This window comes from Serratia sp. 22278 (genome assembly GCF_052045405.1).
In the GTDB taxonomy this organism is placed as follows: Bacteria; Pseudomonadota; Gammaproteobacteria; order Enterobacterales; family Enterobacteriaceae; genus Serratia; species Serratia marcescens.
In genome coordinates this window covers 85,046-97,692 of the sequence record NZ_JBQEOW010000005.1, presented here as the reverse complement: position 1 = coordinate 97,692, position 12,647 = coordinate 85,046, and the positions used below count along the sequence as shown (strand labels likewise).

The 12,647-nt window shown below is 59.7% G+C and carries 13 protein-coding genes and 1 tRNA gene; 5 read left to right on the top strand and 9 right to left on the bottom strand.

The window, feature by feature from the left end; genetic code table 11:
* The first annotated feature begins 91 nt into the window (after positions 1-91).
* Both dnaG and rpoD read left to right on the top strand, forming a co-directional pair.
* Positions 92-1,840 carry a DNA primase gene (gene dnaG, locus ACTJJ6_RS12135; RefSeq protein ID WP_016930158.1) on the top strand — a complete coding sequence of 583 codons (1,749 nt, stop codon included), beginning with the start codon at positions 92-94 and terminating at the stop codon, positions 1,838-1,840.
* Between the two features lie 157 nt (positions 1,841-1,997).
* A complete protein-coding gene (gene rpoD, locus ACTJJ6_RS12130; protein WP_004937194.1) occupies positions 1,998-3,839 on the top strand; it encodes an RNA polymerase sigma factor RpoD in 1,842 nt (613 codons plus the stop codon).
* 55 nt (positions 3,840-3,894) lie between these two features.
* Here rpoD and ACTJJ6_RS12125 read toward each other — a convergent pair whose 3' ends face one another.
* Together ACTJJ6_RS12125 and mug are read right to left on the bottom strand one after the other, a co-directional pair.
* Positions 3,895-4,347, bottom strand: a complete 453-nt coding sequence (locus tag ACTJJ6_RS12125) for a nuclear transport factor 2 family protein (protein ID WP_079451628.1) — start codon at positions 4,345-4,347, stop codon at positions 3,895-3,897.
* A 17-nt stretch (positions 4,348-4,364) separates the two neighbouring features.
* Positions 4,365-4,853 (bottom strand): G/U mismatch-specific DNA glycosylase, encoded by a 489-nt coding sequence (gene mug, locus ACTJJ6_RS12120; RefSeq protein ID WP_016930160.1) that lies wholly within the window; start codon positions 4,851-4,853, stop codon positions 4,365-4,367.
* 146 nt (positions 4,854-4,999) lie between these two features.
* Here mug and ACTJJ6_RS12115 point away from each other — a divergent pair.
* Positions 5,000-5,075: transfer RNA gene (locus ACTJJ6_RS12115), tRNA-Ile, on the top strand.
* 106 nt (positions 5,076-5,181) lie between these two features.
* Here ACTJJ6_RS12115 and ACTJJ6_RS12110 read toward each other — a convergent pair.
* From ACTJJ6_RS12110 to ACTJJ6_RS12100, 3 genes are all read right to left on the bottom strand, one after another.
* Entirely contained in the window at positions 5,182-5,403 is a 222-nt protein-coding gene (locus ACTJJ6_RS12110) for a hypothetical protein (protein ID WP_164052765.1), read from the bottom strand.
* A gap of 265 nt (positions 5,404-5,668) precedes the next feature.
* Complete coding sequence (locus ACTJJ6_RS12105; protein ID WP_164052767.1) at positions 5,669-5,956, bottom strand: hypothetical protein; 288 nt, start codon at positions 5,954-5,956, stop codon at positions 5,669-5,671.
* Positions 5,957-5,974: 18 nt separating this feature from the next.
* Positions 5,975-6,304 (bottom strand): hypothetical protein, encoded by a 330-nt coding sequence (locus tag ACTJJ6_RS12100; RefSeq protein WP_440803695.1) that lies wholly within the window; start codon positions 6,302-6,304, stop codon positions 5,975-5,977.
* Positions 6,305-6,479: 175 nt separating this feature from the next.
* Between ACTJJ6_RS12100 and ACTJJ6_RS12095 the strand changes: the two genes are divergently transcribed.
* The gene (locus tag ACTJJ6_RS12095) at positions 6,480-6,920 is read left to right on the top strand and encodes an aminoglycoside N-acetyltransferase AAC(6')-Ial (RefSeq protein ID WP_016930164.1); all 441 of its coding nucleotides are present in this window, start codon (positions 6,480-6,482) and stop codon (positions 6,918-6,920) included.
* On the opposite strand, the gene ACTJJ6_RS12090 is transcribed toward ACTJJ6_RS12095, so the two are convergent.
* A complete protein-coding gene (locus tag ACTJJ6_RS12090; RefSeq protein ID WP_016930165.1) occupies positions 6,921-7,637 on the bottom strand; it encodes an HPP family protein in 717 nt (238 codons plus the stop codon).
* A 171-nt stretch (positions 7,638-7,808) separates the two neighbouring features.
* On the opposite strand from ACTJJ6_RS12090, the gene yfcF reads away from it, so the two are divergent.
* Complete coding sequence (yfcF, locus tag ACTJJ6_RS12085) at positions 7,809-8,444, top strand: glutathione transferase (protein ID WP_004937171.1); 636 nt, start codon at positions 7,809-7,811, stop codon at positions 8,442-8,444.
* 73 nt (positions 8,445-8,517) lie between these two features.
* Here the strand turns inward: yfcF and ACTJJ6_RS12080 are convergent, their stop codons facing one another.
* Genes ACTJJ6_RS12080 through ACTJJ6_RS12070 form a run of 3 tightly spaced genes read right to left on the bottom strand, consistent with a single transcriptional unit; the run spans position 8,518 to position 12,550 of the window.
* Entirely contained in the window at positions 8,518-9,759 is a 1,242-nt protein-coding gene (locus ACTJJ6_RS12080) for an aromatic amino acid transport family protein (RefSeq protein WP_028127589.1), read from the bottom strand.
* 58 nt (positions 9,760-9,817) lie between these two features.
* On the bottom strand, positions 9,818-11,272 hold the full coding sequence (locus ACTJJ6_RS12075) for an NAD-dependent succinate-semialdehyde dehydrogenase (protein ID WP_004937166.1): 1,455 nt from the start codon (positions 11,270-11,272) through the stop codon (positions 9,818-9,820).
* A 12-nt stretch (positions 11,273-11,284) separates the two neighbouring features.
* Complete coding sequence (locus ACTJJ6_RS12070) at positions 11,285-12,550, bottom strand: 4-aminobutyrate--2-oxoglutarate transaminase (protein WP_049189084.1); 1,266 nt, start codon at positions 12,548-12,550, stop codon at positions 11,285-11,287.
* Between the last annotated feature and the right edge of the window lie 97 nt (positions 12,551-12,647).

The window sequence follows — 12,647 nt, the reverse complement described above, 5'->3', positions numbered from 1 at the left end:
CGCGCAGACCGAGTAGTTGCATACGAAGGCCGTGCTTTCCGAAAGGAATGCGCGGCTTGTTCTCGTTTATAGGCTAATGAAGTAAGGGCTTATGGCTGGACGAATTCCGCGCGTATTTATCAATGACTTGCTGGCTCGCACCGACATCGTCGATTTGATCGACGCCCGCGTGAAGCTCAAGAAGCAAGGCAAGAACTATCACGCGTGCTGTCCGTTCCACCACGAAAAGACGCCTTCCTTTACCGTTAATGGCGAAAAGCAGTTTTATCACTGTTTTGGGTGTGGTGCGCACGGCAACGCCGTCGACTTTTTGATGAATTACGACCGACTCGAGTTTGTCGAAACCATCGAAGAACTGGCGACCATGCACGGGCTGGAAGTGCCTTACGAAGCGGGCACCGGGCCAACCCAGATCGAGCGCCATCAGCGCCAGAGCCTGTACCAACTGATGGAACAGCTCAGCGCGTTCTATCAACAGTCACTGCAGCAGTCCTCCGGGGCGCCGGCGCGCAGCTATTTGCAGCAGCGCGGATTGAGTGACGACGTTATTCGCCATTTCGCCATCGGCTTCGCGCCGGCGGGATGGGACAACGCCCTGAAGCGTTTCGGCCGCGACGCCGACTCGCGCCGCGCATTGAACGATGCCGGCATGCTGGTGACTAACGATCAGGGGCGTTCGTACGACCGTTTCCGCGAACGGGTGATGTTCCCCATCCGCGACAAGCGCGGGCGCGTGATCGCCTTCGGCGGCCGCGTCCTGGGCGACGGTATGCCGAAGTACCTGAACTCGCCGGAAACCGAAGTTTTCCATAAGGGCCGCCAGCTGTACGGCCTGTATGAAGCACAGCAGAACCACCCTAACCTGCAGCGGCTGCTGGTGGTGGAAGGGTATATGGACGTGGTGGCGTTGGCGCAATTCGGCATCGACTATGCCGTCGCCTCGCTCGGCACCTCGACGACGGCGGAACACATTCAGCTGTTGTTCCGCGCTACCGACAACGTCGTCTGCTGTTACGACGGCGACCGCGCCGGCCGCGAAGCGGCCTGGCGGGCGCTGGAAACCGCGCTGCCATACCTGAACGACGGGCGCCAGCTGCGGTTCATGTTTTTGCCCGACGGCGAAGATCCGGACACGCTGGTGCGCAAGGAAGGCAAAGAAGCCTTCGAACAACGAATGGAGCAGGCGCAGCCGCTGTCCACGTTCCTGTTCGAAAGCCTGCTGCCGCAGGTGGATCTGAGCAGCCCGGACGGGCGCGCCAAGCTGAGCACGCTGGCGCTGCCGCTGATTACTCAGGTGCCGGGCGAAACGTTGCGCTTGTACCTGCGCCAGGAGCTCGGCAACAAGCTGGGGCTGCTGGACGACAGCCAGCTCGACAAGCTGATGCCCAAGCAGGCTGAAAATGCGAATCCTTATCAGGCGCCCCAGCTAAAACGCACAACCATGCGTATACTGATAGGGTTACTGGTGCAAAATCCGCAGTTGGCTACACTTATCCCTTCGCTGGAAGGGTTGGAGCAGACCAAACAGGCGGGATTGCCGCTGTTCGTCGAACTGGTGCAGACCTGTTTGGCGCAGCCGGGCCTGACGACCGGGCAATTGCTGGAGCTGTATCGCGACAACAAATTCAGCCAGCAGCTTGAAACCTTGGCGACATGGAACCATATGATCGTTGAGGACATGGTCGAACAGACCTTTTTGGATACGTTGGCCAGCCTGTACGACTCGGTGCTCGAGCAACGGCTGGAAACGCTGATCGCCCAGGCCAGAACGCGCGGTCTGAGCGCGGAGGAACGTGAAGAAGTCCGTTCTCTCAACCAGGTTTTAGCGAAGAAAAACTGAATACCAAACGGCTTAAGTGCCGATAATTGCGAGGGCAGAGCCCTGCACAGTGCCGCCATAGTGGGCCGCGGCGATAACGAAAACGCCCCAAATGCTATTGTTGGCGGTTTCGCCGACCGACACCAACCTAAATACTCTGAAGTGTGGATACCGTCTTATGGAGCAAAACCCGCAGTCACAGCTGAAGCTACTTGTCACCCGTGGTAAGGAGCAAGGCTATCTGACCTATGCTGAGGTCAATGACCATCTGCCGGAAGATATCGTCGACTCCGATCAGATCGAAGACATCATCCAGATGATTAACGACATGGGCATCCAGGTGATGGAAGAAGCACCGGACGCCGATGACCTGCTGCTCGCCGAAAACTCGAACAGCACGGACGAAGATGCGGAAGAAGCCGCCGCACAGGTTCTGTCCAGCGTGGAATCCGAAATCGGCCGCACCACCGACCCGGTGCGCATGTACATGCGCGAAATGGGCACCGTCGAACTGCTGACGCGCGAAGGCGAAATCGACATCGCCAAGCGCATCGAAGACGGCATCAACCAGGTACAGTGCTCGGTTGCCGAATACCCGGAAGCCATCACCTACCTGCTTGAGCAGTACGATCGCGTCGAAGCGGGTGAAGCGCGCCTGTCCGATCTGATCACCGGCTTCGTCGATCCTAACGCGGAAGAGGACATCGCCCCCACCGCGACCCACATCGGTTCTGAACTGTCGAGCGAAGAGCAAGACGACGACGAAGAAGATGAAGACGACGAAGACGACGACACCGAAGACGATAACAGCATCGATCCTGAGCTGGCGCGTCAGAAGTTCGCCGAGTTGCGCGATCAGTATGAAGCGACGCGTTTGGTGATCAAGAAAAACGGCCGCAGCCACGCCAGCGCCGCGGACGAGATCCTGAAGCTGTCTGAAGTGTTCAAGCAGTTCCGCCTGGTGCCGAAACAGTTCGACTTCCTGGTCAACAGCATGCGCACCATGATGGACCGCGTTCGCACCCAGGAACGCATCATCATGAAGCTGTGCGTTGAACAGTGCAAAATGCCGAAGAAAAACTTCGTCACCCTGTTCGCCGGCAACGAAACCAGCGATTCCTGGTTTGAAGCCGCGCTGGCGATGGCCAAGCCATGGTCGGAAAAGCTGAAAGACGTTGCTGAAGACGTGCAGCGCAGCCTGCAGAAACTGCGTCAGATCGAAGAAGAGACCGGCCTGACCATCGAGCAGGTCAAAGACATCAACCGTCGCATGTCGATCGGTGAAGCGAAAGCCCGCCGTGCGAAGAAAGAGATGGTTGAGGCCAACCTGCGTCTGGTTATTTCTATCGCCAAGAAATACACCAACCGCGGCCTGCAGTTCCTGGATCTGATCCAGGAAGGCAACATCGGCCTGATGAAAGCGGTAGACAAGTTCGAATACCGCCGCGGCTACAAGTTCTCGACGTACGCCACCTGGTGGATCCGTCAGGCTATCACCCGCTCCATCGCCGACCAGGCGCGCACCATCCGTATTCCGGTGCATATGATTGAGACCATCAACAAGCTCAACCGTATTTCGCGCCAGATGCTGCAAGAGATGGGCCGCGAGCCGACGCCGGAAGAGCTGGCCGAGCGCATGCTGATGCCGGAAGACAAGATCCGCAAAGTGCTGAAGATCGCCAAAGAGCCAATCTCGATGGAAACGCCGATCGGCGACGACGAAGATTCGCATCTGGGCGACTTCATCGAGGATACCACCCTCGAACTGCCGCTGGATTCCGCGACCTCGGAAAGCCTGCGTTCCGCCACTCACGACGTGCTGGCCGGCCTGACCGCGCGCGAAGCGAAAGTGCTGCGCATGCGTTTCGGCATCGACATGAACACCGACCACACGCTGGAAGAGGTTGGCAAGCAGTTTGACGTTACCCGTGAGCGTATTCGTCAGATCGAAGCCAAGGCGCTGCGCAAGCTGCGTCACCCTAGCCGCTCCGAAGTGCTGCGCAGCTTCCTGGACGACTAAGTCCGGCTGCCGCACCCAAAACAAAAACCCCGGCCTGCCGGGGTTTTTTTATGCCTCAGAACATGCCGTTGCCGCTGGCAGTTTTCTCCGGCACCGGCTGCGTCACGTCCCAGTGTTCAACGATCTTTCCGGCGCTGTCCAGACGGAAGATATCGACGATCGCCGCGGTTTTACCGGCCTCGCGCCCGCTGACTTCCACATGCAAAATCACGAAGTCGCCGTCGACGAACGCCTGTTTAACTTCACTGTGCGAGTTGGGGTAGCGCGTTTTCAGCAGCTCGACAAATTGACGAAAACCCGCCACGCCGTCTTTGGCATTGGGGTTATGCTGTTTGTATTGTTCGCCCAAAAACGGCCGCGCCGCCGCAAAATCCTTGTTGTTCAGCCCCTGCCGATAAAACTCCAGCACGTTCTGCTTGTTGCGCGCTTCCTGTGGCGAATGCCCCGCCTGTGCGGCGCCGGTCACCAACAGCAGCGCCATCAAACAGCCTTTCATCATCGATGTCATCGCACACTCCCCTTATCTCATTGCAGCGCCAGGAACAGCTCGCGATAGCTGGCGGTCAGTTGTTCCAGCGTGGCGCGATTCAATCCGCTGGGGTTGGGCAATACCCAGACCTCGGTTTCTCCCAGCATCATCGTCTGCTTGCCCCAGGGCGCGTTTTTCACCCCGAAGGCGGTGGTGAACGCCTGCTTGCCCAAGATCGCCAGCGCGCGCGGCTGATAGCGCAGGATCTTCTCTTGCAGCGCCTCACCGCCGCTGCGCAACTCGTCGCGCGACAGCTCGCTGGCCGCCACCGTCGGGCGCGCCACCAGCGCGGTAATGCCGCAGCCGTTGTCCTTCAGCTGCTGCCACTGCTCCGGCGCCAGCTGGCTCTCGGTAAAGCCGGCCTGATGGATCACCTTCCAGAAGCGGTTGCTGCCGTTGGCAAAAGGATAGCCCTGATGGGCGGAAGAGAGGCCGGGGTTGATGCCGCAAAACACCACCCGCAGATTGGGCGCCAGAAGTTCCATGAGTATCGTGAGTCCATTGCAGGGATTTACTGCGGTTATCGCAAAATCCGCCAGCAATTACAACAGGCTAGAACTGCGCAGAAAAGCAACATACGGGCGGGTAACAGTAGACCGATGCTTAAGGATTCCCTATAATCTCGCGGCTTGGCCCCTTAGCTCAGTGGTTAGAGCAGGCGACTCATAATCGCTTGGTCGTTGGTTCAAACCCAACAGGGGCCACCAAATTTTAGCTCTAAAATCATATAAAAAAGCCACTTTTCTCGAAGTGGCTTTTTTATTTCTTGCTCACAGTGGCGGCAAAATGGCGGCGGTATGCCAACACTCTCAGCTATCTTTCCCTTCTTAACCAGCCTATAGCCAGACTTACCAGGAAGCCGGCAAAGAAGATCGCGACAGCCGCAGCGATAGATTTCCACCACTCATCAAACCAGAACAAGGCAACAAATGCCGCTATAGAGAACAGGCCAATGACTATGGACTCAGCCAAGTCAGCAGTTTGTCGGCCAACAAATTTAACGAACTTCACAAGAAAGGATTTTAGCCAGTTCATTGATTTTATTACTTAACGATAGGAAGTCATCATCACTTAACCATTAGTTAAAATCCAACCGCTGGCTTTTGATTGATCTATCCGCTATCGGTCGCCTCTCACAAGGCTACACAAAGCAATAGTGACAAACACCAGTAACAGGAATATTGCCGCGCTCAGAATTCGTTGCCACCATTCGTCGAACCAGAACAGTGAGCCAAACGCAGCGACAGAAAATATCCCGCCCAAAATCGCTTCCACAAGGTGCGACAATCCTTTACCGAGCTTACTGCCCCAAGACTTTAGATAGCTCATGATTCACACCTTCACAGAACATTTTCGATTTGCTGGTATAGGCAACAAAGGGTTCAAGATACTCCTCCGCCAGAAAGTAGATCATGTCCAAATTTCGTGGCGTGAGCTTATGGTACGTTGAGGGATATTGTTCCCGCAAACGACGCGAAGAAACGGCGGCCTGTTCAATAATTCCTTGTAAAAGAATGATGTTTAGCCCAGCAATGGTGACACCTTTGAATACCCATTTGAAAAGTGTGCTGCCGATAACCTTTTTCAAAATATGGTGTGTGATTTGCTAAACCAGAATGAACTGCGTCCCCATACGTCCTGTAAGATAACCCTCTACATGGTTTAATTTTTGGCTTAGCACGGTTTGTGTTTGCAGATCCATCCGCTGATAGCAGTCACGGATAATCACCGCTATCAGCTCACGTAGCGGGGCTTCGATACCATAGCCGGCACGAACGACCTTGATGAACCGTTCCGTTTCGATTTCATTGCGGTGCTTAAGCTCTCGACCGCCGAGCCCTGCTCCCTGCCATGTCCTACGAGCACTATAGGCAATGCCCCTTGGTAAAGACTCTATTCCCTCAAGAATTCCTTGAGCTACGGCTTTCGCATCCATAACAATCCCTTATCAGCGCCCTAGCCGTACCCTATACTAACTTCGCTTAAAATATCAACACCCCTTTCATCCTAATGAAGGGCGCCCCTCGGCATAATGGCTTTTTTGTTTCCCGCTGCCGTGCCACACTTCCCTCTCGGCATGCCTGATTTATTCCGACTCAAAAGGACCCCGCATGATCGTCAACTGCGACCACGACAACCTCGACGCCTGGCTGGCGCTGCGCTCAGCGCTGTGGCCCACTTGTCCGTTGGAAGAGCACCGCGCGGAGATGCGCGAAATATTGGCTTCGCCGCATCACACCGCGTTTATGGCCCGGGGGCTGGACGGCGCTTTCGTTGGCTTTGCCGAGGTCGCGCTGCGCCACGATTACGTCAACGGCTGCGAATCGTCGCCGGTGGCGTTTTTGGAAGGGATTTACACCGTCGAATGCGCCCGTCGACAGGGCTGGGCCGCGCACCTGATCGCGCAGGTGCAGGAGTGGGCGAAGCAACAGGGGTGCAGCGAGCTGGCGTCGGATACCGACATCGCCAACCTGGACTCCCAACGCCTGCATGCAGCGCTGGGCTTTGCCGAAACGGAACGGGTGGTGTTTTACCGCAAAACGCTGGGCTGATCAGGCAATCTTGCTTTGCCGCTGATGCGCCAGTTGCTCGGCGCGCAGCAGGATCTCCTGCAGATCGTCCTCGTCGATATCGAACAGATCCCCCTCCATCAGCGCCTCGTGCAGATCGGCGCGGGTAATGGAAACGGCATCGATCGGCAGATTGGCCGGTTTGGCCTCCGCCGGCGCCAGCGCGTGCGGGTAGCGCCGCCCGGCCAGGTTATTGAACAGAATGGCCAGCGCCGCCAGCAGCACCGAGTTCAGCAGCACCGGGTACAACACAAAGTGGTAGCCCATCTGGTGAATGCCGGGGCCGCCGAGGATGGCGGTCAGCGCCACCGCGCCGCCGGGTGGATGCAGGCAGCGCAGCTTGAACATCAGGCCGATGGCCACTGCCGCCGCCGCGCCGCAGGCCAGGCCGGGATCGGGGATCAGAAGACCGGCGCTGACGCCCACCGTCGCCGCCAGCGCATTGCCGCCGACGATCGACCAGGGCTGCGCCAACGGGCTGTTGGGCACGCCGAACAGCAGCACCGCCGAAGCGCCCATCGGCGCGATAAACCACAGGTTCACCTCGCCCAAAATAAAGTGGCTGATCCAGCCGGCGAGCATCAGCCCCAAACCGGCGCCGACGCTGGAAATCAGCATCTCTCGTTTGCCCACCGCCAGCGGGTGCGGCCACAGGCGCGCGCATCCCACTTTCACCCGTTCTATCCACTGCGTCTTCATGTTACCCAATACGGCTCAATTCACGTGTTGGCAACAAATATATCACATCATCCTGAAGGAACTCACGGCGCCGTAAACCGCGCCGCCCAAGAACTTTTAGGCTAACAGATTGATTTTTAGCCTCCCCTCAACAATGATGAATGTTCCCCCCTTAACCCCGAGGAAACGCCGATGTCTCAACCGATCACCGAGCTTTATACCGACAGTGAATTTTTCAGCCCGTACGCCATGTCCGCCTTTGTCGTGCTGACGGAAAAAGGCATTCCGTTCACCGTGAAGCCGGTGGATCTGGCGAAAGAAGAGAACAAAGAGGCGGCCTACGCGGCGCTATCGCTCACCCGCCGGGTGCCGACGTTGGCGATCGGCGAGTTCCAGCTCTCGGAGTCTTCGGCGATCGCCGAATACCTGGAAGACATCCACCCGGCCCACGCCGTGTATCCGCGCGACGTGAAGCTGCGCGCCAAGGCACGCGAGATCCAGGCCTGGCTGCGCAGCGATCTGCTGCCGATCCGCGCCGAGCGTTCGACCGAAGTGGTGTTCAACAACGGCAAGTTCCCGCCGCTGTCCGAAGCCGCGCAGGAGGCCGCGCGCAAGCTGATCGCCGCCGTGGAAAAGCTGCTGAGCCACGGGCAGGACAATCTGTTCAGGGAGTGGTGCATCGCCGACACCGATCTGGCGCTGATGCTCAACCGGCTGGTGATGCACGGCGATCCGGTGCCGGAGCGCGTGCGCCACTATGCGCACAAGCAGTGGCAGCGCCCGTCGGTGCAGGCCTGGTTGGCGTTGTCGGAAAAACGGCGCGCCTGAGAAAAAAATCGGCGGCCACGACGCCGCCGTTCTCAATGCCGAGAAACAACATTACTGCTTGAGGGAAGGCAAATCACCATCCAGAGGGCAGATAGCCTAACAATGAAGCGATGGCGTACACCGCGCTGGCCAGGTACAGCAACACAATGCTGACCTGCAGCAGCGGGTGCGTGATCCAGTTGCACTGCCAGCGCGGGGTCTGGTCACCGTGTTTGCGCGCGCCGCGCAAGATCAGCATCGGCATGATCGACAGGATCACCCCGCTGAACACCCCGGCGAAGTAGAGCGCGTTGACGAACGACACCAGCCCGCTGTAAGCCAGCGCGAACGGCGGCACCACCACCAGCAGCAGCACGCCGAAACGGCGCAGCGGCAGCTCGTCGTTGCCCAGCCTAAACTTGTCGAAAATATTGGTCAGAAAACTGCCGCCCAACCCCCAGTACGAGGTCAGCATCGCGCACAGCGCGAAGATGTTGGCGGAGAAGAACGCCCACTGCCCCAGCGCCTGGCCCCAGGAAATGGTGGCCACATCGGAGATGTCATCCAGCCCGCTGAGCGCAATCACCGACATCGGCACCGCCGCCAGCAAAATGAAGGTCACGACCATGCCGACGATGATCGCCTTCGGCAGTTGTTCCGGCTTGTCGGCGAAGCCGCGCGCCATCTCCGGCACGATGTACTGCGCCGAAAAGCAGAACACCACCACGTTGAACACCGGCACCATATAGCGCCAGTCGCCGTCCAGCAGGTTGCGCATCTGGGTGGTGTCTTTCAGCAGCGTCGCCGCCACCAGCGCGGTCAACATTACCACCATGCCGATGCTGATGAACTTCTCGCCGCGGCCGATCGCTTTCAAACCGAGGTACAGCACACCGGCGGCGGGCACGAAAAACAGCAGGCTGCCCAGCGCCGGCGAGATGCCGAACAGCGATTGCAGCAGCTTGCCGCTGCCGGTCATGTAGGCGGTAAGCGCCCCGACGCTGTTGACGCACACCGAAGCGAACATCAGCCAGGCGCCCAGGCCGCCGACGTAGCGCTTCGCCAGTCCGCTCAGCTGCAGATGCGCGCGGGTGCGCAGCGTAGATTCAGCAACGTACAGCATGGTGATGGTGGTCAGGCTCCCCACCAGCACCAGCCAAAACAGCAGCGGCAGAAAGCCGGCCTTGCTGGAGGCGTAGGCGATGGAGAGCACGCCGGCGCCGATGTTGGTGCCGACGATCATCGCCACCCCTTCGAGGAAACTTAACGATTTGGCGGGTGCAGGTGCTCGCACCCCGGCGGCAAGCGCCGGAGAAACAGAGATATTATCAGACATGCATCATCCTTTATCGCCCGGCGACGCTGGCCGCCGGGATGGGTTAACGTCCTGACGCTCAACGGCTCACATCGATACACAGGTATTTCAGCTCCAGATATTCTTCTATCCCGTAGCGCGATCCTTCACGCCCGAGCCCTGACTGTTTCACGCCGCCGAACGGCGCCACTTCGTTGGAAATCAGCCCGGTGTTGATGCCGACCATGCCGTACTCCAACGCTTCCGGCACCCGCCACTGGCGCGCGGCGTTCTGCGTGAACAGGTAGGCGGCCAGGCCGAATTCGGTGTCGTTGGCCATGGCGATGGCTTCCGCCTCGTCATGGAAGCGGAACAACGGCGCCACCGGCCCGAAGGTCTCTTCTTTGGCGAAGCGCATCTTCTGCGTCACGCCGGTCACCACCGTCGGCTGGAAGAAGGTGCCGCCCAGCGCGTGCGGCTGGCCGCCGGTGGCGATCTGCGCCCCTTTGATCAGCGCGTCGTCGATGTGGCTCTGCACCTTCGCCACCGCATCGCTGTCGATCAGCGGCCCCTGAGTGGTGCCTTCCTGGCTGCCGTCGCCGACTTTCAACTGCTCGACCGCCGCCACCAGCTTCTCCGCCAGCCGCTCGTAGATGCCGTCCTGCACGTAGATGCGGTTGGCGCACACGCAGGTCTGGCCGCTGTTGCGGAACTTGGAGGCCATGATGCCCGCCACCGCCGCGTCCAGATTGGCGTCGTCGAACACGATAACCGGCGCATTGCCGCCCAGCTCCAGCGACAGTTTCTTGATGCTCGGCGCGCACTGCGCCATCAGGATGCGGCCGACCTCGGTCGAACCGGTAAAGCTCAGCTTGCGTACCACCGGGCTGTCGCACAACACCTTGCCCACCTGCGCCGCTTCCCCAGTCACCACCTGCAACACGCCGGCGGGAATGCCGGCGTCCTGCGCCAGCTTGGCCAGCGCCAACGCGGTCAACGGCGTTTGCTCGGCCGGTTTGACGATGATGGCGCAACCGGCCGCCAGCGCCGGTGCCACCTTGCGGGTGATCATCGCCGCCGGGAAGTTCCACGGGGTGATGGCCGCGCACACGCCGATCGGCTGCTTCACCACCACCAGGCGCTGCGAAGCCTGCGGCGCCTGCAATACCGCGCCGTCCACCCGCTTGGCCTCTTCGGCGAACCAGGTGATGAACGACGCGGCGTAGGCCACTTCGCCGCGCGCTTCCGCCAGCGATTTGCCCTGCTCGGCGGTCATCAGCTGCGCCAGATCTTCCTGCGCGGCCAGCACCTTATCAGCCCAGGCCAACAGCAGTGCGGAACGCTGCTTGGCGGTCAGCTGTTTCCAGTCGTTTTGCGCCCGCTGCGCCGCCGCGATCGCCTGTTGGGTTTCCTCTTCGCTGACCAGCGGAATGCTGGCCAGTTCGGCGCCGGTGGCCGGGTTGATCACCGCTTCGCGCTTGCCGCTCAGGGCGTCGCACCATTCGCCGTTGATCAGACACTGGCTGCGCAACAGCTCGGGATTGTTCAATTTCATGCCGTTCGCTCCTTAGTGGGCCAGCGCGCGGGACAGAATACCCATCGCCTTGGTGAACTGATCGTCCGGGATAGTCAGCGGATACAGGAAGCGGATCACGTTGCCGTTCACGCCGCAGCTCAGCAGCAGCAGCCCTTCCTCCATCGCCTTCTGCTGCACCTGACGGGTGATATCGGCTGAAGGTTTACCGGTAGCCGGATCGTTGAACTCCACCGCCACCATCGACCCCTGCGCGCGCACATCGGCGATCGCCGGGCTGGTTTTGCGCGCCTGCTGGAGCACTTCCACCAGGTGTTGGCCGAGGCGTTGGGCGCGCTGGCACAGCTGCTCTTCGTCGATCACGTCCAGCACCGCGTGCGCCGCGGCCACCGCCAGCGGGTTACCGGCATAGGTGCCGCCCAGCCCGCCCGGCGCCGGCGCGTCCATCACTTCGGCGCGGCCCGCCACCGCCGACAGCGGCATACCGCCCGCCAGGCTTTTCGCCATGGTGATCAAATCGGGCTTAACGCTGTAGTGTTCCATGGCGAACAGCTTGCCGGTGCGGGCGAAGCCGGTCTGCACTTCGTCGGCGATCAGCAGAATGCCGTGCTGGTCGCACAGCGTGCGCAGCGCCTGCATGAAATCGGCCGGCGCCACGTTGAAGCCGCCCTCGCCCTGCACCGGCTCCAGCACGATCGCCGCCACCTGCTTGGGATCGATATCCGCTTTAAACAGGCGGTCCAGGCTGTTCATCGCGTCTTCGGTGGTCACGCCGTACAGCGCGTTCGGGTACTGGCCGTGGAACACCGAGCCGGGGAATGGGCCAAAGCCCAGTTTGTAAGGCGCCACTTTGCCGGTTAGCGCCATGGTCATGTAGGTGCGGCCGTGGAAACCGCCGCCGAAGGTGATCAACCCCGGGCGGCCGGTGTAAGCGCGGGCGATCTTCACCGCGTTTTCCACCGCTTCCGCGCCGGTGGTGAAGAAGGCGGTTTTACACGGACCGGCGATCGGCGCGCGCTGGTTGATGCGCTCCGCCAGAGAGACATAGCTTTCGTAAGGAACGATCTGATAGGCGGTGTGAGTGAAGGCCTGCAGCTGCTTTTCAATCGCGGCGATCACCTTCGGGTGACGGTGACCGGTGTTCAGCACGGCGATCCCCGAAGCAAAGTCGATCACTTCTTTGCCTTCCACATCCCACAGCGTGGCGTTCTCTGCGCGCTCGGCGTAAAAACCACACATCACGCCCACTCCGCGCGGGGTGGCGTCCTGACGGCGTTGGTTCAATTCTGCGTTTTTCATGCTGTTCTCTCCGGTCGGTGCCAGTTACACGTTTCGTTCACATTCGTGAAACAATGCCGTTTATTTACACAGGATGTGGCCCTATAATCGAGTGCCA